Origin of the sequence: Alkalinema sp. FACHB-956, from assembly GCF_014697025.1 — a bacterium.
Lineage (GTDB): Bacteria > Cyanobacteriota > Cyanobacteriia > Leptolyngbyales > Leptolyngbyaceae > Alkalinema.
The window spans coordinates 1-20,319 of sequence record NZ_JACJRC010000022.1 but is presented as its reverse complement, the minus strand read 5'-3'; the positions used below and the strand labels follow the sequence as shown (position 1 = coordinate 20,319).

At 49.4% G+C, this 20,319-nt stretch carries 24 protein-coding genes; 18 read left to right on the top strand and 6 right to left on the bottom strand.

Features of this window, described 5'->3' with window-relative positions:
* Window positions 1–43 precede the first annotated feature (43 nt).
* The 3 genes from H6G21_RS19395 (at window position 44) to H6G21_RS19385 (ending at window position 2,160) form a co-directional block, all read left to right on the top strand.
* Entirely contained in the window at window positions 44–265 is a 222-nt protein-coding gene (locus tag H6G21_RS19395; protein WP_190575065.1) for a DUF2839 domain-containing protein, read from the top strand.
* A 638-nt stretch (window positions 266–903) separates the two neighbouring features.
* Complete coding sequence (locus H6G21_RS19390; RefSeq protein ID WP_190575064.1) at window positions 904–1,245, top strand: DUF1815 family protein; 342 nt, start codon at window positions 904–906, stop codon at window positions 1,243–1,245.
* A gap of 45 nt (window positions 1,246–1,290) precedes the next feature.
* On the top strand, window positions 1,291–2,160 hold the full coding sequence (locus H6G21_RS19385) for an alpha/beta fold hydrolase (protein WP_190575063.1): 870 nt from the start codon (window positions 1,291–1,293) through the stop codon (window positions 2,158–2,160).
* 1 nt (window position 2,161) lies between these two features.
* Here H6G21_RS19385 and H6G21_RS19380 read toward each other — a convergent pair whose 3' ends face one another.
* The gene (locus tag H6G21_RS19380; protein WP_190575062.1) at window positions 2,162–2,401 is read right to left on the bottom strand and encodes a hypothetical protein; all 240 of its coding nucleotides are present in this window, start codon (window positions 2,399–2,401) and stop codon (window positions 2,162–2,164) included.
* 108 nt (window positions 2,402–2,509) lie between these two features.
* Here H6G21_RS19380 and pipX point away from each other — a divergent pair, with 108 nt between their 5' ends.
* The 11 genes from pipX (at window position 2,510) to H6G21_RS19325 (ending at window position 13,522) form a co-directional block, all read left to right on the top strand.
* Window positions 2,510–2,779: a transcriptional coactivator PipX gene (pipX, locus tag H6G21_RS19375; RefSeq protein ID WP_190575061.1), complete on the top strand. Its 270-nt coding sequence runs from the start codon at window positions 2,510–2,512 to the stop codon at window positions 2,777–2,779.
* 170 nt (window positions 2,780–2,949) lie between these two features.
* Entirely contained in the window at window positions 2,950–3,639 is a 690-nt protein-coding gene (locus H6G21_RS19370; RefSeq protein WP_190575060.1) for a YggS family pyridoxal phosphate-dependent enzyme, read from the top strand.
* Between the two features lie 993 nt (window positions 3,640–4,632).
* Window positions 4,633–5,247, top strand: a complete 615-nt coding sequence (locus H6G21_RS19365; protein ID WP_190575109.1) for a cell division protein SepF — start codon at window positions 4,633–4,635, stop codon at window positions 5,245–5,247.
* 85 nt (window positions 5,248–5,332) lie between these two features.
* On the top strand, window positions 5,333–6,124 hold the full coding sequence (gene proC, locus H6G21_RS19360) for a pyrroline-5-carboxylate reductase (RefSeq protein WP_190575108.1): 792 nt from the start codon (window positions 5,333–5,335) through the stop codon (window positions 6,122–6,124).
* 472 nt (window positions 6,125–6,596) lie between these two features.
* The gene (locus tag H6G21_RS19355) at window positions 6,597–6,755 is read left to right on the top strand and encodes a hypothetical protein (RefSeq protein WP_190575059.1); all 159 of its coding nucleotides are present in this window, start codon (window positions 6,597–6,599) and stop codon (window positions 6,753–6,755) included.
* 275 nt (window positions 6,756–7,030) lie between these two features.
* The gene (locus H6G21_RS19350) at window positions 7,031–8,353 is read left to right on the top strand and encodes an MFS transporter (protein ID WP_190575058.1); all 1,323 of its coding nucleotides are present in this window, start codon (window positions 7,031–7,033) and stop codon (window positions 8,351–8,353) included.
* Between the two features lie 590 nt (window positions 8,354–8,943).
* Window positions 8,944–9,486 (top strand): cyclic nucleotide-binding domain-containing protein, encoded by a 543-nt coding sequence (locus tag H6G21_RS19345; RefSeq protein ID WP_190575057.1) that lies wholly within the window; start codon window positions 8,944–8,946, stop codon window positions 9,484–9,486.
* A gap of 387 nt (window positions 9,487–9,873) precedes the next feature.
* On the top strand, window positions 9,874–10,296 hold the full coding sequence (locus H6G21_RS19340; RefSeq protein ID WP_190575056.1) for a photosystem I reaction center subunit II PsaD: 423 nt from the start codon (window positions 9,874–9,876) through the stop codon (window positions 10,294–10,296).
* 378 nt (window positions 10,297–10,674) lie between these two features.
* On the top strand, window positions 10,675–12,207 hold the full coding sequence (gene trpE, locus H6G21_RS19335) for an anthranilate synthase component I (RefSeq protein ID WP_190575055.1): 1,533 nt from the start codon (window positions 10,675–10,677) through the stop codon (window positions 12,205–12,207).
* Between the two features lie 191 nt (window positions 12,208–12,398).
* Window positions 12,399–12,998 carry an ISAs1 family transposase gene (locus H6G21_RS19330; RefSeq protein WP_190575054.1) on the top strand — a complete coding sequence of 200 codons (600 nt, stop codon included), beginning with the start codon at window positions 12,399–12,401 and terminating at the stop codon, window positions 12,996–12,998.
* Window positions 12,947–13,522 (top strand): ISAs1 family transposase, encoded by a 576-nt coding sequence (locus H6G21_RS19325; RefSeq protein ID WP_190575053.1) that lies wholly within the window; start codon window positions 12,947–12,949, stop codon window positions 13,520–13,522. Before H6G21_RS19330 ends, H6G21_RS19325 begins: the two co-directional genes overlap by 52 nt.
* A gap of 218 nt (window positions 13,523–13,740) precedes the next feature.
* On the opposite strand, the gene H6G21_RS19320 is transcribed toward H6G21_RS19325, so the two are convergent.
* Window positions 13,741–14,340: a rhomboid family intramembrane serine protease gene (locus H6G21_RS19320; protein WP_190575052.1), complete on the bottom strand. Its 600-nt coding sequence runs from the start codon at window positions 14,338–14,340 to the stop codon at window positions 13,741–13,743.
* A 187-nt stretch (window positions 14,341–14,527) separates the two neighbouring features.
* On the opposite strand from H6G21_RS19320, the gene H6G21_RS19315 reads away from it, so the two are divergent.
* Both H6G21_RS19315 and H6G21_RS19310 read left to right on the top strand, forming a co-directional pair.
* Complete coding sequence (locus H6G21_RS19315) at window positions 14,528–15,388, top strand: DUF72 domain-containing protein (RefSeq protein ID WP_190575051.1); 861 nt, start codon at window positions 14,528–14,530, stop codon at window positions 15,386–15,388.
* A gap of 81 nt (window positions 15,389–15,469) precedes the next feature.
* Window positions 15,470–16,213, top strand: a complete 744-nt coding sequence (locus H6G21_RS19310; RefSeq protein ID WP_190575050.1) for a Uma2 family endonuclease — start codon at window positions 15,470–15,472, stop codon at window positions 16,211–16,213.
* 62 nt (window positions 16,214–16,275) lie between these two features.
* Here H6G21_RS19310 and H6G21_RS19305 read toward each other — a convergent pair whose 3' ends face one another.
* Window positions 16,276–17,442, bottom strand: a complete 1,167-nt coding sequence (locus H6G21_RS19305; protein ID WP_190575049.1) for a hypothetical protein — start codon at window positions 17,440–17,442, stop codon at window positions 16,276–16,278.
* Between the two features lie 119 nt (window positions 17,443–17,561).
* On the opposite strand from H6G21_RS19305, the gene H6G21_RS19300 reads away from it, so the two are divergent.
* Window positions 17,562–18,059, top strand: a complete 498-nt coding sequence (locus H6G21_RS19300) for an SH3 domain-containing protein (protein ID WP_190575048.1) — start codon at window positions 17,562–17,564, stop codon at window positions 18,057–18,059.
* Between the two features lie 84 nt (window positions 18,060–18,143).
* Here H6G21_RS19300 and H6G21_RS19295 read toward each other — a convergent pair whose 3' ends face one another.
* The 3 genes from H6G21_RS19295 to H6G21_RS19285 all read right to left on the bottom strand — a co-directional run bounded on the left by H6G21_RS19295 (window position 18,144) and on the right by H6G21_RS19285 (window position 20,202).
* Window positions 18,144–18,362, bottom strand: coding sequence for a hypothetical protein (locus tag H6G21_RS19295; protein WP_190575047.1), 219 nt, complete (start codon window positions 18,360–18,362; stop codon window positions 18,144–18,146).
* Window positions 18,363–18,884: 522 nt separating this feature from the next.
* Entirely contained in the window at window positions 18,885–19,841 is a 957-nt protein-coding gene (locus H6G21_RS19290) for a M15 family metallopeptidase (RefSeq protein WP_242041942.1), read from the bottom strand.
* The gene (locus H6G21_RS19285; RefSeq protein ID WP_190575046.1) at window positions 19,834–20,202 is read right to left on the bottom strand and encodes an SH3 domain-containing protein; all 369 of its coding nucleotides are present in this window, start codon (window positions 20,200–20,202) and stop codon (window positions 19,834–19,836) included. The genes H6G21_RS19290 and H6G21_RS19285 overlap by 8 nt, the downstream gene beginning before the upstream one ends.
* 29 nt (window positions 20,203–20,231) lie before the next feature.
* Between H6G21_RS19285 and H6G21_RS19280 the strand changes: the two genes are divergently transcribed.
* Window positions 20,232–20,319 (top strand): IS1 family transposase (locus H6G21_RS19280; protein WP_347278042.1); only part of this gene is annotated, 88 nt, incomplete at its 3' end.

Genomic DNA, 20,319 nt, shown 5'->3' with positions numbered 1-20,319 from the left:
AATAGAAAGCTATTAGACCCTCAGTGTAATGGCAAGGAAACCTATGGGTGATTCAAAACGACGTAAAGAAACCCTTGGAGAAAACTATGGGAAAGAAGAGCGCTTCTTGCCTTGGCTGCCTGTAACCAAGGCCCAAGCGGAACAATTGAATCGGATTACGATCACCGGTGCTTGGATCGGGATCGGGATCCTGGTGGCAGGTTGGGTCACGATTCGCTTTATTGGGCCAGCCTTTGGTTGGTGGCAGCTAACGGGTCTGCAATAGTCTGGTTGGGTCGCTGGTTTGGTGGCAGGTTGGGTTACTAGTCTGGTCGTCCTGCGCAATGGGCGCAATGCCCTCAACCTTTGGGTTCGCAGTAGGCAGCTGAACTCACGGTTATTTAGCTCACGGTTATTTAGCTCACGGTTATTTAGCTCACGATCCTGTAATCAATCGGTCATTTACTCACGATCCTGTAATCAATTCAGAACCTAGGGGGTATGCTTGACGGTATACCCCTTTTTCAGGTGTCCTAATACGCTCGATCGTGATGGTGCTTTCGCCTTGGGATAATTGCCTCGCTCTCCTCCATCAGCCCCTATCGTTCATCACAATTCCCATCACAATTTCCTATAGGGCTCATTGAAGGAATTGATGGTGACAAGAGCTACCGAGTCTTGTTGACCTAAAGAATGGAGGGTGCTGGAATCTCTCTAGTTGTTATCCAGAGCGACTTTCAGAGGGTTTGTTACATTGAATACGCCACATTTTATCCGGATGGCGTTAGGATGTAGGACACTAGGGTTTGTAATATTTTTGACCTTACTTTTATTCATCCACGGAGTTCAATAGATTGGTTCTCAGGTTAGAGTGAGAATCTTAAGAAAAGTTTTAGAATTGTTAGTGGTGAATGGAGTCCCACTGTGTTCACAAGACTTGCAGATCAACATCGTCAATTCGTCCAGGATCTTGTGATGAACCTCCAAGCACTGGCGATCGTTCTCGAGAATCGCGGCTATCTAGCATCCTGCTATACCTGCGGCGGTGAAATGAATAGTGCCTCCTTTATGGTGAGCTTGGGAGAGAATCATTTAATTCGGTTCCTGGTTTCGGACTATGGCATCACTTGGACAGAGATGCGAGACGATCGGGAACTTATGAAGCTGGAAGGGGCGGAAGCCATTAGCCAACTTCAAGAATTGGCTGACCTGATCAAGTTTCCGTTTCAGGCTGCCGAGCCTCAATTGATTGGAGCAGCTATTTAGGTCTTCTTAACGGCGATCGCACGGGTTGTTTATTGGGATCATCTCGTGTGGCATCATCAATTTGTTGAGACTAATCGGATCCGTCTTCACTGTGTGACACAGGGAGACGGTCCACTGGTTGTCCTTTTGCATGGCTTTCCTGAATTTTGGTATTCCTGGCGATATCAAATCCCGGCCTTGGCTCAGCATTTTCGGGTCGTTGTGCCTGATTTACGGGGCTATAACGACTCGGACAAACCCGACAGTGGTTATGATCTCGCGACCTTAACGGCAGATATCCAGGGATTGATTCAAACCTTGGGATATGGCCGTGCCCATGTTATTGGCCATGACTGGGGCGGCGCGATCGCCTGGAATTTTGCCCAGCAGTTTCCCCAGTCGCTGGAGCGCCTCGCCATATTGAGCGCTCCCCATCCCCAACGCTTTTTGCCCTATCTGGCCCGCAATCTGGATCAGTTGCAGCGTAGTTGGTACCTCTTTGCCTTTCAGATCCCTGGATTGCCGGAATGGGTGATTCAAAATAATCTTCAGGAATTCGTTCAGAATGTTTTCCGAGGACTGGCCGTTCGCAAGGGGGTCTTCACGCAGGAAAACACGAGGATGTACGAAGCAGCCCTTCAAAAGCCCGGCGCGATCGCCGCCGCTCTCAGTTATTACCGCCAATTTCTCTCTCCGATGACCTGGATCAAAGGTTGGGGATCCGCAACCCCGCCGATTACCGCTCCGACTTTGGTGCTTTGGGGTGATGAAGATGCGGTGTTAAGCCGATCGTTGGCTGAGGACTTACGGCGAGTGGTAAGCGCTTCCTTCCAGCTCAAATTTGTTCCTAACTGTGGCCATTGGATTCAGCAAGAAGCCCCTCAGACGGTGAATCGCGAACTGTTGGCCTTTTTGCTATCGCCTACGACAAGTTAAACTAAGCTTGGTGAACAAGCCGGGGATCATTGCGCCAAGCGCGTTCCAGCCGCCCCGAGGGATGCATGGGTTCTGCGGGTGGGTTCACCAAACTGGGCTCACCGTGGATTAATGGATTAAAGGGATTCAAGTAATCGCAGGCAAGCTGGCAGTGGGTCGTGATGGTGCGGTTGTCGTGTTGGATCTCCCATCTAGCAGTGATTTCCCGCCTAGCGGCGAAATTATCTGAGCAGTCGCGCATTTTTTATTTACAATTTTTAAGTTTAAGTTTTCAATCGAAAACGAATCGAAAACGGTTACGGTTGTAACTGTCTTCTCGGTATTCATCCTTTCGCGACAATATTCTTGAATGGGCATTGAATCCTATCTCAACCATCCCACCTTTGGTTTGCTGTTTCGAGTCTGTTTGATTGAAGAGCACCAGGAACTGTTTACGACCTTGTATGCTCAAAGACTCTTTTTCATCGTCAGTAACGGGTCCGGCGGGTTGCAATTTGACTCTATCAGTCGAGCAGATGCCAAAATTCTGGTCGAGAACCGTATGCGATGGCTACGTCGTCAAGGAACTCCGCAAGAATATACTCAGCTAGTTGCTGTTCATCGGCAAACCTTTCAGTGAAGTTTCCATCTCAGTGAAGCGTTCCATCCCAGTCAAGATTCCACCGGGATTGGCTGCGCTAGGGCTCCTATGATTGAGTCCCTGAGTGCGATTCAGTCTCCTCGTCTCCTCGTCATGTAGATAGTTCAACCCGAATCAATAGTTCAACTCGAATCAATAGTTCAACCCGAATGGAGCCGATCGCCTTTGACTTGCTTGTCCATCACATTTGCCAATTTCAGCAGAGCATTCCTGCCCATGTCACCACCATTGCGGTGACCAAACAAGCGTCCGTGGAACAAATGCGAGCTGCCTATGCCGCAGGACTTCGCCACTTTGGGGAAAGTCGGTTACAGGAAGCTGTGCAAAAGCAAGCGGAATTGGCTGACCTCCAGGATGTGACTTGGCATTTTATTGGTCATTTGCAAAGTAATAAAGTGGCCAAAACGTTAGAACGGTTTCAATGGATTCATTCGGTGGATAACCTGAAGCTGGCGGAGCGGATCGATCGTTTGGCGGGGGCATTAGCGTCTCCCCCCCACCTGTGTCTCCAAGTTAAATTGCGACCCGATCCCAATAAATCTGGCTGGAGCGTGGAACAACTACTGGCGGATCTGCCCCAACTGAACCAGCTAGACCAGGTTCATATTGCTGGACTGATGGTGATTCCGCCGCTGGGGTTATCTGAAGCAGATTTGTGCGGGTTGTTCCAACAGGCCCGTGACTTGGCCACCACCATCAATCAGCAGGCTTGGCCGCGCCTCAATCTTCGGGAACTTTCCATGGGAATGTCTGAAGATTATCAACTTGCGATCGCATCTGGCGCTACAATGATTCGGCCTGGTCGGATTCTCTTCGATAATCGATCACAGCAGCCCTAACCCTGCGTTTTGCGTTGATAGCGCTACCCCTGGCGTGTTCTTCAGAAAAAAGTCCAAAAAATCTCTATATCTAGTAGACCGTTCAGATTTTTTGTGCTAGATTGTTGTCCACAACGCCCAACCGGTTCCTGGAGTGCACTGGTGTTCCCCCTTTGAGTCAATACCTTGGAATTGTGCAAGTCACAATCCTCATGATTTACTCAAGCGGCGATCGAATAAATCATTAACCCACAGCTTAGTGATTTAACGTCAGCTTTCGAGTTTCTGCAAGCTCGTCTGCTGTAACAAGATTGATTTCTTGATGGGCAGATCACTTATCCGGTAGAGATGATGAGCCTGTCAATAAACCGGGTTAGGAACGTTGTAAATGTAAGTTGAACGTTATCTTTCTATTCCTTGCAAGACCAAGGTTCACGGCATTCTGAATAAATTATTACAGTGCTGTTGAATGTTGTTCTTAAAGGTAAAAATGCAGTTGAACCTTATCATTCATTTTTTTGTTTCAAGGAGGCCAAGCTAGTACACTTGCATTTCATCTCTCTGAGTGAAGTGGCTACTCATTTGTTGCTGTTTGTAAAGCAATTGACTGCGCAGATTTGACCTGGTTCCATGATTGGCCTAAATTTGCTTATCAGCTTTTCTAGATAACTTGTAAAATTCAGGTTTTCAAGAAATTGTCAATGGGCATATAACGGATTGATCAAACCCCTGAGGTAAGGTATAACTTTAACGCACGGTAAATACTCAGTTGTTTTGTTCTGCACGACTCGATCTGAAGTATTCAACGGCGATATACTCTACTCCTCAATCAGGTCAGGTGTGCATCTAAAGAATTATCTGGGGTCTGGCCATTGATTTGAGATGCAGTGTGTTCCATGTTTTGGGTATTCCCTCTTAAATTTTGGTTTCTGATGTATCTGTCTATACAGACTTTTGCATCTATTTAATAGATGAAGTGTTGTCCCTGTGGTTTCTGGTTGTAATGGAGTGTGAATAATGGGTATCTTCGGTAAGCTTCGTGACTTTGTTGGTTTTAACGAATCCATGGATTACGAGTACGAGTACGACGAGATGGATGGGCAAGAGTACCAGGATCTCTACCAAGAAGAAAACACAGCTTCTGCTCAAGAAGATGATGCTCGCTCTCGTCGTCGTTTCCGCGATCGTTCTTCTTTGACCAGTACTGAATCTGCTACGACAAATACTACTTCTGCTGCAACAGTCCCTATGGGTAATGTAATTGGTATGCCGGGTGCCGCAAATGGAATCTCTGAGGTGGTTGTGATGGAACCCCGTTCCTTTGAGGAAATGCCCCAGGTGATCCAATCTCTCCGGGAACGTAAGTCTGTGGTTCTCAATCTCACCATTATGGACCCTGACCAAGCGCAACGGGCGGTAGACTTTGTGGCTGGTGGTACCTACGCGATCGATGGTCACCAAGAACGCATTGGTGAAAGCATCTTCCTCTTCACCCCCAGTTGTGTCCAAGTGAGCACTCAGTCCGGCGTGATTCATGAAGTGCCTCAGCCCCAACCGGCACGGCCTGCTCGTCCCGCAACGACAGCAGCTCCCACTTGGGCTACGGAACAAGTTCGCATGGTACAGTAATAGCGGCTAAGTTGCTTTGCCAGGAGTTCCTTCTGGAAGTTACTTAGAGTTGTTATTCAGCGAAACGACCTTGGTTAAATTAGGCATGATTGGAGGCGGGGTAATGGGCGAGGCGCTCATATCCCGCCTCATTATGAAATCTGTATATCAACCGATCGAAATTTTGGTCAGTGAGCCGAATGGCGATCGTCGCAGCTTTTTGCAAAGTCAGTACGGGGTTCAAGTCACTTCAAAGAACTCCGAAGCGGCCCTCGCGAGTGATGTCGTTTTGCTGGCGATTAAGCCCCAGATTTTTTTTCAGGTTGCAACTGAGCTGACAGCCTCCTTGCCACATACATCGGCGGTGCTGCTGTCGATTCTAGCGGGAACCTCGATCGCACAATTAGAAGCCGCTTTTCCCGAGCAACCCATCCTACGGGCCATGCCCAATACTCCCGCGCAGGTGGGTGCTGGCGTCACCGCGATCGCGCGAGGACAGCATAGCCAACCTCACCACGTCGAACGGGCTCGCACCATTTTAGAGACGGTCGGGAGTGTGATTGAAATTCCAGAGTCGCTCATGGATGCGGTAACGGGTTTGTCGGGGTCTGGCCCAGGCTATGTGGCCCTCGTGGTGGAAGCCTTGGCCGATGGTGGTGTGGCTGCAGGATTGCCCCGACCGATCGCGCTGCAATTAGCCATTCAAACTGTGTTAGGCACGGCGCAATTATTACAAGAATCAGGACTGCATCCGGGAGAACTCAAGGATCGGGTTACGAGTCCGGGTGGAACGACGATCGCGGGAATTGCACAGTTGGAGAAACAGGGACTGCGATCGGCGTTAATTGAAGCCGTGCGCGCCGCATCTAACCGTTCCAAAGAATTGGGTAATCAGTAGAGTCGCTGGGGCGAAACCTTCCGCTTTGCAGTTGTTCTCGCGATACCGTTCCGGCCTAAATTGCATTGTAGGCTACATTTTCAAAGGTATTGTGAAAGTGGTTATCTCGGCTGAGAAGGGTCATTGATGGAGCAAGACGATGGCCTTAGGGCCTCTCGTACCAATCAAATCCTAAGGGGATGGGGAGATAGGTGCTGGAAGCGCAAAGCCAAGCGGGGAGCCAAGCCTGGTCACTTGTAACGAAAATTTGCGACTTTCCTAAAGTTATGTATAGATTTCAACAATTCCCGTTTTCTCCCCATTAACCTAGTAATAGATAGCAAAAAGTTTAGTTTTTCTGATGAAAACCTCTGGCCAAGTCGTTCTTACGCTGTACAGTTCTTAAGCTGTATCGCGGGAACTGTATTTTATAGAAGGCTAGAATATTAAAACCGAGTCCAGGTCATGGTTCCATGGCCTGGACTTATTTTGTATGGAATCAATTTGGTGTATGAAATGGATTGCCGATCGCAATATTCTTTTGAAGAGAGACTTATTTCTGCATCCTTTCTATATGATTTCTGCATTGCTTCTGGCAGCATTGTTATCCCCGATCGCGATCGAATTCGATCGTGCCTTCAATTGTGTCTAGATTCTGATTGATTCCCATGCATTCCATCGGACTTTCTAGAAACACCCTCCATGCTGGACATGCCCTCTAGGCAGATCATGGGATGGTTGCCCGAGGATTCAGTCTGCTGCTCATTTTTCTATTCAAGCGAATTTATCCGGGATTCTGTCAACTGTTAAGTTAAGTTGCTATCCTAGAACTTCTGTTTGAACCTCTGAACTGTTTGAATCTCTGAACTGCTTGACTCTCTGAGCTTTTAGACTGAAACCTTTGCTGATGGGTGCTATTGCTTGACCATGGGTGCTATTGCGCAGCTTTCGCCTTCTATTCGCCGTAGTCTGAGTGCATTATTTGCCTGTGGACTTTTATTTTGGATGTGCATGGCTAGTCTCCTGCCCGTCTTGCCGTTGTACATCCGTGATAACGGGGCAACGGCTCAAGAACTAGGTATTGTGATGGCTGCATTTGCCGTTGGACTGTTGCTCTTTCGTCCGCACATGGGACATTTGGCCGATCATCGAGGCCGCAAATTAGTCCTTCTCATTGGGATTGTGGCGGCCACGATCGCGCCATTGGGATATTTTCTGACCCAGCCGAAGGAACTCCTTTTGCTGGTGCGGGTGTTTCATGGACTGAGTATTGCGGCCTTTACTACGGCCTACAGTACCTTGGTGACGGACATCGCCCCGCCCCAGAGCCGAGGGGAAGTGATTGGTTACATGACCTTGGTGACCCCGATTGGAATGGCGTTGGGGCCGTTGTTGGGTGATTGGTTGCTGCATCAATGGGGCTATAGCCTTTGCTTTCTGGCTGCCAGTGCGATCGCGGGTTTGAGTTTAATCTTTGGCCTGGGTATTGGGGGCGTTGCTGCGACCCAGCCCCAACCTAGGTCAGTTCAGCCTACCGGGGCATCTCCTCAAGTGCCACCATCGGTGTTGGAGACGGCCCCGGTAATTTCCGAAGGCTATCCCGCTGGGGCTGTGGCGACTTCCCAGGGGCAACCATTTTGGCAGATTCTCTGGAGCGATCGCCTGCGAATTCCGACGCTGACCCTGCTGATTGTGGGTATGGCCTTTGGCATTCTCAGTATTTTCGTGCCCTTGTATCTGCGCGAAACTCAACTGACGGTCACAGCAGGTACGTTTTATACCTCTGCTGCCATGACCAGCTTCCTGATGCGATTTTTAGCCGGAAGGAATAGCGATCGCTACGGTCGAGGGCGCTTTATTACCCTGGGACTCGCTTGCTATTGCATTTCAATGTTGATGTTGTGGTTGGCTCCCCGGAACGATCTGTTTATCTTGGCCGGACTCCTGGAAGGAATTGGTGGAGGTACGTTACTCCCCATTACAATCACGCTGTTGGCCGATCGATCGAATCCTGGGGAACGGGGACGGATTTTTAGCCTATGTATTGCGGGGTTTGATCTTGGGGTTTTTCTGGCGGGACCTCTAGTGGGCGGACTGGCTGATTTTGTGGGCTATCGTGGTGTTTTTGGGATTTCTGCGGGGCTTTCTCTTTTGGGGTTGCTGTTATTTACAACCCGCTCTAGCAAGGATTTAGCGCACTCCTTACATTTCTCCCTCAAAGGTGGCAGCGATCTTTACGCGATTCGTTAACTGCGAAGGGCCGTTAGCCAATGGAGGTTAGACGTTTGCCATTAGACGTTTGCCAGAGGCTGAACGGGTGGGATTCTCGTGGGTTGACTTTTCAGTAAATCAGAAGATTTTCTATGTAATCGCCCCCCGTCAGTCTCAACCTCGATAGACTTTAAGAACAAGGATGGCACCAGTTGACTGATCATCTAATGATCAATGGGTGATCAATGGGCTGGATGCTTCCCGCTACGCTGCCACTCAGAATTTCAGATCCTAAACTTTCAGATCTCGAACTTTCCGATCTGAGTCCTAGACCAATGGTCGCAAGTCATAGGTTTATGACCTTAGGGATCCTATCTTAGGGCAGCGTAGGATTGTTGTTGATACTGGATGAAGACTCGCAAATTGTCTACTAGGTATTTCTGAACTAGAGACCCAGTCATGGGGCTTGACGGGGGAAAGGCTATTGGACAAAAGTACGGAGGATTTATCATTGGATTACGGAAAATTCATCGGAAGGATGTTGGTTTAGCCCTTGGGTAGGATCCATAATGTTCTGCCTCTGCTGCAATTTTTGCCGCGCATCGTAGTTGTCTTTCTCGGCCAGCCCTATGCGAAAAATATTCTTCTTGTTGGGAGAATTGAGTGATAGCGATATGGATTGGATGCTGTACGTGGGGCGGAAGGAGCAGCTTCCAGCAGGCACCCAGCTCATTGAAGAAGGTCACCCCGTCGATGCCTTTTATATCGTGTTGAGCGGTCTCCTCAAAGTTACGATCGAGTCCCATCAAGGGATTGAGGTGTCTCAACTGACCAGTGGGGATGTGGTGGGAGAAATCTCGTTCCTAGACGCCCGCCCCCCCATGGCGACGGTGACTGCGGAGCGCGATAGCTTAGTCTTTGCGATTCCTCGGGAGTCATTGCAGCGCAAACTGGAAGAGGATGGAGACTTCGCTGCTCACTTCTATCGCGCGATCGCCCTCTTTTTGGCCGATCGGATGCGTAACACTGTAGGAATGCTGGGCTATGGCAACGAATATCCGTTGGAATCGCCCATCCCCATGGCACGGGAACTCAGTCCGACGGTCATTGAGAAATTGCCCCAAGCACGGCATCGGCTGGAAACCTTGGTGAAGCGGCTCCGAGGTTATTAACCGAGGCTGATGGAAGCTATTCCGAAGCTGATGACAAGGCTTATGACAAAGCTTGTCACAGGGCTCGTCATAGGCCTTGTCACGAAGGTTTAAGCAAAGACTAAGGGCCGCTTAGGGATGACTGGCAGATCAATCGATCCTGAATCCCGACCTGGCTCCTTTACAGATGATTGCCAAACGATTAATAAATCCTAAGGATCATTCTGTAGAGTGTTCTCTGGATCCCAAGGAAAATGGGGTTTCGATCGGCCTAGGAGGGTTATATGGAAGGACAAAGCGGCCTAGGAACTGGATAGGTATTAACAACTGTTACAGATCCCAACGAACTCGCTAAACCAGGGAAGTCTGAAAGGTAGAATTGCGGAAAATGTTCTTAGAGAGAGAACCATGTCAGAAACGCTTACTGGAAAAGCGCCCATCTTTCCGGGCAGCACCGGCGGCCTGCTGACCAAGGCTGAGGTTGAAGAGAAGTATGCCATCACCTGGGAAAGTAAAAAGTCCCAAGTGTTCGAAATGCCCATGGGTGGTGCGGCAACCATGCATGAGGGTGAGAACCTGGTATACCTCGCTCGCAAAGAGCACTGCCTAGCGCTTGGGACCCAACTCAAGACGAAGTTTAAAATCACCAACTACAAGATCTACCGGGTTTATCCCAATGGTGAGATCCAATACCTGCACCCTGCTGACGGCGTCTTCCCTGAAAAGGTGAACGCTGGCCGGGAAATTGTGAACCATGTACCCCGTAACATCGGTTCCAACCCCAACCCTTCTACGCTGAAGTTCAGTGGCAAGCGGACGATCGATCCGTAATTTGCTTTCTAGAGCCTGACTAGCTGGACTCAGCATAATTGTGGAGATGCTCTTTTAGGGTGTCTCCACAATTTTTTATTAGGTTTTATTAGGGTTTCTGGGTTGGGATTGGGGCTGCTGCTGGGATTGGGTTTGCTGCATGGAGTCGGTTGCAAGGGACATCCCGCGAAGCAGGAAGATTTTTCAGGGAACTGGGACGTTAACTCGTACAATCGTTAGAGTAGAATTCTCCAGCAATCATGACTAGGGTGATGCAGAATCTGTGGACGATCGGATGGAAGGGATGGGCGGATGCCGCCCAATAGTTTGCCCTATCGCTACAACTAGCCATCTGTGTTTCCATTGTCTGCCGTCTCATCGATCTTGAGTAGAAACCCCATGATTTTTCCTGACTTTAATCAGTTTTCTAAGTTAGCCCAGCAAGGTAATTTTGTTCCCGTGTACCAAGAGTGGGTTGCGGATTTAGATACGCCCGTTTCTGCTTGGTATCGGGTCTGTAGCGATCGCCCCTACAACTTTCTATTGGAATCGGTGGAAGGCGGGGAAACGGTGGGTCGCTACAGCTTTTTGGGCTGCGATCCGCTGTGGATTATGGAAGCGCGGGGCGATCGCACCGTGCAGACCTATCGCGATGGCTCCCAGCATGAATTCACCGGGGATCCGTTTATTGCCTTGGCGAATGGGTTGGCCGACTTCCACCCGGTCAAGTTGCCGGAACTGCCACCGGGTATTGGTGGACTGTTTGGTTTTTGGGGGTATGAGTTAATTAACTGGATTGAGCCCACGGTCACGATTTATCCGCCCCAGGAAGGGGATTTGCCCGATGGGTTGTGGATGCAGATCGATAACTTGTTGATTTTTGATCAGGTGAAGCGCAAGGTGTGGGCGATTGCCTATGCCGATTTGCGAGATCCGAATACGGATTTACAAACAGCCTATGCCAAAGCCTGCGATCGGGTGAAGGAATTGGTGCGGAAATTAGAATCGCCTATTACCGATCGAGCAAAACGTTTCGATTGGAAACCGAACAACGCCAGAAGCAACGCCCAAGAGATTGCCATTACGAGCAATTTTACGAAGGAAAATTTCTGTCAGGCGGTGGAGAAAGCTAAGGGGCATATTAAGGCGGGGGATATTTTCCAGGTGGTGATTTCCCAGCGGCTGTCTACGGAGTATGCGGGCGATCCGTTTAATTTGTATCGATCGTTGCGGCTGGTCAATCCATCGCCCTACATGTCGTACTTTAATTTTGGCGATTGGCAGATTATTGGTTCCAGTCCAGAAATTATGGTGAAGGCGGAAAACGCGCCGGAGGGCGATCGTAAAATTGCCACGGTACGTCCGATCGCGGGAACGCGGAAGCGGGGTAAAACGCCCCAGGAAGAATTGGCCTTGGAACAGGATTTACTGAGCGACCCGAAGGAAGTTGCGGAACATGTGATGCTGGTGGATTTAGGGCGCAATGATCTCGGTCGCGTTTGCATTAACGGCAGCGTTAAAGTGGATGAATTGATGATCATTGAGCGCTATTCCCATGTCATGCACATTGTGAGTAATGTGATTGGGGATTTACGGTCTGATAAAACGGCGTGGGATTTGCTGAAAGCTTGCTTCCCGGCGGGGACGGTGAGTGGTGCACCCAAGATTCGGGCCATGCAAATTATCCATGATCTGGAGCCTTGCCGCCGGGGGGTGTACTCCGGGGTGTATGGTTACTACGATTTTGAGGGGCAACTGAATAGCGCGATCGCGATTCGTACCATGATTGTGCAGCCGATGGAGAATGGCCAGCATCGGGTGAGCGTGCAGGCGGGTGCGGGTCTGGTTGCGGATTCTGTGCCGGAAAGTGAGTACGAAGAAACGCTGAATAAAGCAAGGGCAATGCTGGAGGCAATTCGCTGTGTAATGTAGGGAATAATGTTTAGTGGATTGCTGGCTGGATATTGCTACAGCCCATGGATTTAGGACAGTGGTATCCAAATTAATTCGTCCATGCCACAGATCCGATCCCCCCTAGCCCCCCTTATTAAGGGGGGAACAGTAGGGTGGTTTCATTTATGGGTATAAAAATGAAACTGGAAGGAGCTGCCTGAGGTTTCATCATGACTGCTCCTCCCACCCTGAATCTCATCGACGCACTCAAACAAATCCCAGACTACCGAAAAAATAAAGGCAAACGCCATGAACTCTGGCTCGTCATGATCTTGATTTTGCTCGGAACCCTCTGTGGGTATCGAGGCTATCGGCCCTTAGCAGACTTTGCTCAGCAACACTGGTCGGGCCTCTGTGAGCTGTTAGACTTACCGAGTCAGACCCGGATTCCGTCCTACTCCACGTTTCGGCGGGTCTTGTTGCATGTCGAGTTTGAACCGTTACTGGCCTTGTTTAATCAGTGGAGTCAGATGGCCTTTCCTCTGAGCGAACCTACCTGGGTGGCGCTAGATGGCAAAAGTATCAAAAGTACCTTAAAAGATTACCAAGCGTCGTATCAGAATTTTGTCTGCACCGTTGCTGCCTTCACCCATCAAAGTGGAGTGGTTCTGGGTTTACGGGTCATGAATAATAAACAGGTCAGCGAGATTGAAGTGGTGCGTCAGTTGATTCAGAGCTTGGCTGGACAGCCTGTGATGTTTACGTTAGATGCGCTCCATTGCCAAAAAAAACAGTCCAGCACATCACTGAGCAACAGCAACATTATCTAATTGGACTCAAGGCGAATCAACCGACGCTTTATCGGACAGTTCAACGCTTACGGAAACGGGGGAATTGTTTATCTCAAGCCCATCAGGTCGATCTCACCCACAATCGCCAAGTGCAACGTCAGGTCTCTGTCTACGCTGCACCGATGCAGTTGAAACGCCAGTGGGCGGGACTAGAATGTTTGATTTGGGTAGAACGCTCAGGCGTGCGAGAGGGCAAACCGTTTCACGAGCAAAGCGGCTACATTAGCAGTCTTTGCCTGAGTGCAGAGCGTTTTCTGACCCAGATTCAACAGCATTGGGGCATTGAAAATCGACTCCATTGGGTGCGAGATGTCTTATTTGAAGAGGATTCTGCTCGGCCTGGGGGCAATGCTCCGATTACCTGGGCAATCTTGAACTGTTTTGTAATTAGCATTGTGCGCCAATTAGCTTACCGTACCATTCCACAGGGCATTCGTGCACTCACCAATCAGCTCCACAAGGTCTATTCCATACTCACTCATGGCTTTTCTCCCCCTAAATGAAACCACCCTACTTATTAAGGGGGGAACAGGAGGAAATCGGAGAAAAGTTCCTAGAATTTCTAGTTTTTGCTTGATTGACTCAAAGGCCCCCTTTTTCTCGGCGTAGCCTCTCCGAAGGAGATCGGGGGATTTAGGCGGATCTAGCGACTGGCGCGTGAAGATAAGATTGTCCTAATTGTCTGGGCTACAGCGATAGTTTTAGCTCGTTATTGGGCTAGTTACAATGGTTTGGCTTGCCCGTTGATCCAGGAAATCAAGCGGGCCGCGACAATCCCACCGATGAGACCAAACAAATGCCCCTGCCAGGAAATACCAATTTGGATGGGTAAGATGCCCCAAATCATGCCGCCAAAGAGGGAGAAAACGACCAGCGCAATGAAGATAGAGCCGAGGCTGCGCTCAAACCAGGCTCGGAGGATGAGATAGCCAAAGTAACCGAAAATGACGCCACTGGCTCCAATATGCAGTGTTCCTGGGACGCCAAAGAGCCACGTCCCAATCCCGCTGGCTAGGGCTGCAATGACCGAAACGGCGATGAATTCCTGCACATCCCGCGCCATAATCAACCAGCCCAATACCAGAAAGGGGAGGGTATTGCTGATCAGGTGGCGGAATCCAGCATGGAGAAAGGGGGCAAAGAAAATACCGGGCAAGCCCGCAGGCGACAGGGGCCGGATGCCTAATAACTCTAGGCGGCCTCCCAGGGCCAGATCCGCAAATTCGATCGCCCACATCAGTCCGACCAAGCCACCCAAAATCCAAGCATGGGCTTTCAGTTCTGCCATTAATGCTTTGGTTTCTTGTTCTGCCTGTGACATGCGCTTCGGTTCCAGAGATTGCTGCGTCTATGCTAGCCGATCGCGGGCGGCAGAGGATCGGTAGGGGATGCGGGTGATGAACGAATGGATTACAGTGTGTCTGAGGTGTGCTTGATAGACTGAGGAAGCGGGTGCGCTAAACTGGCGGACAGATGCTCGGGTGCAGTTAAGGTTGGGTGGGCAAGAGATGAGTTTTTCCCTGGGGTTGGCAATTTGGGGCTATAAGGGGTGGTTGGGGGAGTTGTTTCCGGCGAAGGCAGCGGCGCGGGATTTTCTGAAGTTGTATAGCCGACGGTTTTCGATCGTGGAAGGGAATACGACCTTTTATTCCATCCCCGATCGGGATACGGTGAAGCGCTGGGCGGCGGAGACGCCGGAAGGATTTCTATTTTTTCCGAAGTTGCCTAAAACGGTGACGCACGAGGGCAATTTGTTGCCGCATTTGCCGGATGCCTTGCGGTTTTTGGCATTGATGCAGGGATTGGGCGATCGGTTAGGGGTGATGTTTCTGCAATTGCCACCGAGCTATAGTCCGGCCTATTACAAAGATTTAGAGTTATTCATTCAAGGCTGGCAGGCTGCGACGGCAGCTCCGTTGGCGGTGGAAGTACGGCATATCGGCTGGTTTCAAGCGAGTTATCGCGATCGGCTGAATGAGTTATTGACCCATCATCAAGTTGGGCGAGTGTTGTTGGATACTCGGGCAATTTACCGTGCGACGGATAATCCGCAACAGTATTCCCAAAATAAAAAGCCGGATGTTCCCCTAGATCCGATCGTGACTGCTCCCTTTAGCTTTGTCCGTTACATTAGCCATCCCGTTCTTGAGAATAATCTAGATTATTTTGCAGAGTGGGTTGATATTGTTGCGAATTGGGTGGCGCAGGGGAAACAAACCTATTTCTTTGTCCATTGTCCGTTGGAAGATCATTCACCCCGGAATGCGCGACGGTTTCAGGCGATGTTGGAACAGGCAGGGCTGGAAGTGCCGCCATTACCGTGGAATTTAATGGCTGACGAAACGCCTTCGCAACTGAGTTTGTTTTAGAGTTTGTTTGAGGGGCGGTACCGAATTTTTGCATTGTTCTATGCTGGGAGTATCACATCTCACTTCGGGAGTTGGTTTGCCATGCTTACGTCCAACTACAGATCCCCGTTGCCTTCGACCGAAGAGTTACCCTGCTCAGATGATACCCCTGTGGATAACGAAGATCAGAATTTATTGCCGAATTTGCTTCTATTTCTACTAACGAATCTTTGGGCCAGTCGTATGGACTGGTTTTTTGGGGTAGATATGGCGATCTATCACACGACTGGGGTTAGCCCCAAAGTTCCGATCGTGCCGGATGGTTTTTTGAGTTTGGGTGTGGAACGGAAGAAGGGTGGTAAATCACGCCGTAGCTATGCGACCTGGGAAGAGAATGATGTGGTGCCTAGCTTTGTGTTGCAGATGGTGTCGCATCGTCCGGGGGGAGAATATGACGAAAAGCGAGAGATTTATGCAAACTTGGGTGTGTTGTATTATCTGATCTACAATCCTGAGTTTTGGCAGCGGGATGGGCATCAACCCTTTGAGGTTTACAAATTAATTGATGGGGCCTATCACCTGCAAATGGGTGAACCCTATTGGATGCCGGAAGTGGGTTTAGGGATTGGCCGATCGCGGCAGATGATTGGCGGAATTGAGCAGGAGATTTTGACTTGGTATGATATCCAGGGGCAGGCAGAAGTGACACCTGAGATGATTGCTAATGAATTACGATCGCAGTTACAAGCTGAACGTCAGGAGAAAGCAGCCGCCCAACGCAAGTTAGAGCAGCTTACGGCTTATCTACTATCGCAAGGGCTTGATCCCGATTCATTGATGGAGTAGAGGCAGTTGTGCTTTCGCTATTGTTGTTAAAGTGAAGATTCAAGTGTTGTTAGGGTTGATGGTCAAGGTGATTTAAGTTCAAATCGAATTCCGGTAATCCATAACCGTTCTCCATCGTGACTCCATTCTACGATCGCGGGTTTGCTGGGAAATTTGGCGGAGGCTTGATGGAATACCTGGAAGGCGCGATCGCTGAGGCTTGCAACTTCTTGCAAGAGCTTGGGGGGAATGTCCTCGGCGATCGAACGGCTTGTCCAAGTGGTTGCATCTTCTGAAGCAAGGGGCTGGAGTTGATGGGTTGTAGGCGCTGCACCTTCGGAATAGACGGTGACTTCTAGGGTGGCGGTATCTGGGGCGATTGGGCTAGCAGTTCCGTAAAAAATTGGCCACAGTTTGGGTTGAACGACGAGGGCAACGGTACTGTTGCGTTGGGCTTCAAAACATTGCACGATCGCGTCCCAAAAGGCATTGATGCTAGTAATTTCGAGATTGTAATCTAAGTTGGGTTGCTCAACGGCGGAAACCCGGATGATAACGGGTTCTCGGCGGGAAGGTTGCAGTAGTTGGAATAGGGGATCTGGATCGTCGCCGGGATACAGCACCCAACCGGAGACGATCGGTAAGCTAGCCCGTTTGAGGGAGGCGAGGGCGGTGGCTAGGTGTCCGGCTTTGGGGAGTTTGAGGGCATCGTCTAAGGTGGCGATCGTGCCTGCGGGGCGAAAGGCTCGATATTCAGTTTTCTTGGCGGTTTTGGTGAGGGTTTCGGTTCGTTTTTGATCGCCCCAACTGACTACGCCTGCCATCACGATCGTCATCACGAGGAGGGCAGAGTTGCGCGGTTGAAAGGCGGCGTTCATCACAATCATCAATGCTAAGGCCACCCAGCGACTTTGTTGGGGAGACCGAAACAGGGTTGTCCCGACGAAGGTTAAGGGAATGACAAAGGCAGCAGCGATCGGGTGATGTAGACCCAATCCGGCTAAGAGGGTGGTGAGTTCCGTGGGCTGCTGACGCCCGTACCGACCAAAGGCGTAGGCGGCTAGGGCGATCATGTCCCATTCGGGGTTGGCGGGAAAGAAGACTTTGGAAAGACCGACGATCGCCAATCCTTTTATAATTTTAAGTAGAATTTTAAACCCATCTTGCAATTGGTTACAGTCCGGCAGGAAGGCCAGCAAGGGACACACAATAAAAATTAAGGTGGCTCCGAGGACTTGCAGTAGGGTCATGGTTCCGTGATTTCAATCAGGCAGGATAGGAGGCCGGTTTGATAGGGTTAGTTGGGATGGGGTTCCTGGAAATGGGATGCGTTAGATCAAGTTAGCTAGAGTGATTGGGAGAAACTACGATGGGGGCATTGAAATTACCAACGATTGGCTCGATTCTCGCACTTTTATTTCCGCCTGTCACACCTAAGAAGAAGTTGGATGGATTTGATAGAGCGGCCTATGGGACGCTGTTAGGCATTGCGGCTTGGGGGATTGTGGGGCATCCTGATTTTACCAAGCTCAATCTGGAGTTGCCGAAGTTTACCTTTTCGGTGCCACCCTATGGGGAATCTGCGAAGAATGAAACTAGGCCGGTAACGAATACGGCTCCTTCTGCAACGCCGATCGTGGCGCAATCGACGCCTAGGCGGGGGGTGCTGGTGCTGTGTCCCCAGCCGATTCGGGTGGTGAATATTCGCCAGAGTGCGGGGTTGACGCGGGTGTTGGGGACGGTTCCCTGTGGACAACGGGTGAATGTGACGGCGGGGCAGCGGTTTGCGGCCAATGGGGAAGTCTGGGTACCTGTGGCCTACGGGGGAACGCGGGGTTGGGCGGCAAGGCGCTTTTTGCAGCTTTAGAACCTAAAGGTGTCTCTTCAAAAACCGGGATTTTCTAAAAATCCCGGTTTTTAGACAACCCTCGGGACAATTGATCGATCGCCCTTACTCTGCCGATCGATCGCGCTCCATCATGCTGACGTACTGCCAATCCGAACCCACCACTGGAACGGGTGGACTCCAACGAACTCGATCGCTAAATCGCAGGACATGCAATTGGTTGATTGTAGACTGGACTTCTTCGCGAGTGCCGAAGAGATAAAATTGCAACGGTTTACGATCGGGATCGATTACACGATCGACTCCATTAAAGTTAATGACCATGGGATTTCTCCTGATTGTAGGGACGGGAAGAAACCCCAAAAATTAAAGCCACCCTTTTGCGCAGGACAAGTAGGGTGGCCCGATCGAATGTTACAATCCGTGTCAGACCGCCCAGCTGCTTATACCAGCTTGGGGGTTTAGCTGCCCTTTGTTGGCCTCAATCAACATTGGGTAGCGCCTTAATTTTCGGGAGCTTAAGCTGATTCCATCGGGGTGTTTAACACGGTTGTACTCAGCTATGAGAAACAAGCCTACGGACAAACGAAGGTTCTGTCAACCGTATTTCAAAATTTTGCAATCCTGTAATATTTGGCAATTTTCTCCAGAAGTCGATCGCAGGAGTGGCTAGAGGCAGATCTGGTTGTAGCCGTTTTGGCCAATCTGTAGAGTTCGATGACGATGTGGGGCCTTGTTAACTGGCGTGCGAGTCAGTCAGCAAACCTAGCCATGTGCTTTTCAACCATCTCTCTAGTACATGAGACTCTCTCCTTATAGCAACCCCTTAAACACTTTGCTACTGTACTAAGAAGCTTGTCTAGCAGCAGCAAAGATTTGTGAGGCTCTGGGTGGTCCGATGTATCGCCAATGCCATGGCTCAAAATTTATACCCTGTCGATTATTGAGTGGAAATGACTGTTCAAATTGATACTTATAGGCATTGGTAACTAGCCATTGATAAGCAGCTGTTTCTTGAAAAGCAACTTTAAGATCAGTGTCTGACTGCTGATCTGCAATATCTAAAGCATAGCCTGTATGATGTTCACTATATCCAGGAGGCGCACTCGATCTTGCCGCCTCAGATTCACTTCCTCTTCTAGCAATTTGTCTCTCAAATAGAGCAGCTTGATCTGTGATGCTACGAAATCCCGAAATAATCATTAGGTAAACTCCTTGAGAAGCTGCTGCAGCTTTCATTTGTTGAAAAGCCTCATAAGCCTCTTGGTCGAGTAGTTCCGAGCGTTCATAATTTTCTCGAACAAACTTTCCAGCATTTACCAGACGACTTGGGTCGGCTTCCTGATAGGGGAAATGTCCAAATTTTGTTCGAACTTGAGAAGTCACGGGAATTTCTGGTGAAGCCTGCTGAACAGGAAAAATAGGTGATGATGGTTGAACGATCGTCCCTTTTGGAGAAGACGGCTTTACCATTTTTTCGAAACTTACTGCCGGAGCTTGAGCAGAGCTATTCTGATTATGCTCAATTCTCAATGGTTGTTGAGAAGTAACAGAAGTTACTTGTGAACTTGGCTGAGGAATACTACTTGACACATCAGAACGAAGACCATTCATTCCAAGTACAGTAATGACTGTTGCACTACAAACCATAATTAGGATGAACTTAATATGTTTTTGTAAAAACATACCAAAGGTTTGAATTGGATTGCCTGAATTTGGCTTCTGCTGGCGAGTTGTGGGGCGGTTCATCACACCATGGATAATAAAGGGGCTAAAAATGAATTGACAATTTAAATTAATCAATACTCAATAATTGACCTGCAATCCATCCATCAGCACCAGATTCTGGAAAATAGACTTTGTACCAGGTGTAACCACCAGAATCAATACTCCGCTCTAAAACACGGACTCGATCGCCCGGATAAGCAATATGCTTTGAATCATATACAGTTCCTGGACCCGACCGAATATTCTTACTCCCAGGCTGACCAACGATCGTTGCATTAGTATTACCTGTATTTTTAACAGGCTTTTTAACAGGCTTGTCAGGTTCTCTTTCTGTTTCGACTTCCTTTATCGCTTCTCTGTCAGAGGGGGCAGCTTGAACAATTATGGTTTGTGGTGGTGCTTGTTGCGGGGCAGATTGGGAAACTGGGCGTTGCATAATAGGGATATGAAAAGAGGATAAAACCGATGCAATGTCCCGAATGTGGCTCCACTAGTATCAGTAAGAACGGTAAACAAAGAGGTAAACAAAATTATCTGTGTAAAGACTGTCGCC

Excerpts from the sequence above, each read along its gene's own strand:
- H6G21_RS19395 (WP_190575065.1), top strand. The coding sequence starts at position 44 with ATGGGTGATTCAAAACGACGTAAAGAAACCCTTGGAGAAAACTATGGG.
- proC (WP_190575108.1), top strand. The coding sequence starts at position 5,333 with ATGATTGGAGGCGGGGTAATGGGCGAGGCGCTCATATCCCGCCTCATT.
- H6G21_RS19315 (WP_190575051.1), top strand. The coding sequence starts at position 14,528 with ATGAGTTTTTCCCTGGGGTTGGCAATTTGGGGCTATAAGGGGTGGTTG.
- H6G21_RS19380 (WP_190575062.1), bottom strand. The coding sequence starts at position 2,401 with ATGCGCGACTGCTCAGATAATTTCGCCGCTAGGCGGGAAATCACTGCT.
- H6G21_RS19370 (WP_190575060.1), top strand. The coding sequence starts at position 2,950 with ATGGAGCCGATCGCCTTTGACTTGCTTGTCCATCACATTTGCCAATTT.
- H6G21_RS19300 (WP_190575048.1), top strand. The coding sequence starts at position 17,562 with ATGGGGGCATTGAAATTACCAACGATTGGCTCGATTCTCGCACTTTTA.
- H6G21_RS19355 (WP_190575059.1), top strand. The coding sequence starts at position 6,597 with ATGGAATCAATTTGGTGTATGAAATGGATTGCCGATCGCAATATTCTT.
- H6G21_RS19345 (WP_190575057.1), top strand. The coding sequence starts at position 8,944 with ATGCGAAAAATATTCTTCTTGTTGGGAGAATTGAGTGATAGCGATATG.
- H6G21_RS19310 (WP_190575050.1), top strand. The coding sequence starts at position 15,470 with ATGCTTACGTCCAACTACAGATCCCCGTTGCCTTCGACCGAAGAGTTA.
- H6G21_RS19320 (WP_190575052.1), bottom strand. The coding sequence starts at position 14,340 with ATGTCACAGGCAGAACAAGAAACCAAAGCATTAATGGCAGAACTGAAA.
- H6G21_RS19285 (WP_190575046.1), bottom strand. The coding sequence starts at position 20,202 with ATGCAACGCCCAGTTTCCCAATCTGCCCCGCAACAAGCACCACCACAA.
- pipX (WP_190575061.1), top strand. The coding sequence starts at position 2,510 with ATGGGCATTGAATCCTATCTCAACCATCCCACCTTTGGTTTGCTGTTT.
- trpE (WP_190575055.1), top strand. The coding sequence starts at position 10,675 with ATGATTTTTCCTGACTTTAATCAGTTTTCTAAGTTAGCCCAGCAAGGT.
- H6G21_RS19295 (WP_190575047.1), bottom strand. The coding sequence starts at position 18,362 with ATGGTCATTAACTTTAATGGAGTCGATCGTGTAATCGATCCCGATCGT.
- H6G21_RS19340 (WP_190575056.1), top strand. The coding sequence starts at position 9,874 with ATGTCAGAAACGCTTACTGGAAAAGCGCCCATCTTTCCGGGCAGCACC.
- H6G21_RS19305 (WP_190575049.1), bottom strand. The coding sequence starts at position 17,442 with ATGACCCTACTGCAAGTCCTCGGAGCCACCTTAATTTTTATTGTGTGT.
- H6G21_RS19330 (WP_190575054.1), top strand. The coding sequence starts at position 12,399 with ATGACTGCTCCTCCCACCCTGAATCTCATCGACGCACTCAAACAAATC.
- H6G21_RS19350 (WP_190575058.1), top strand. The coding sequence starts at position 7,031 with ATGGGTGCTATTGCGCAGCTTTCGCCTTCTATTCGCCGTAGTCTGAGT.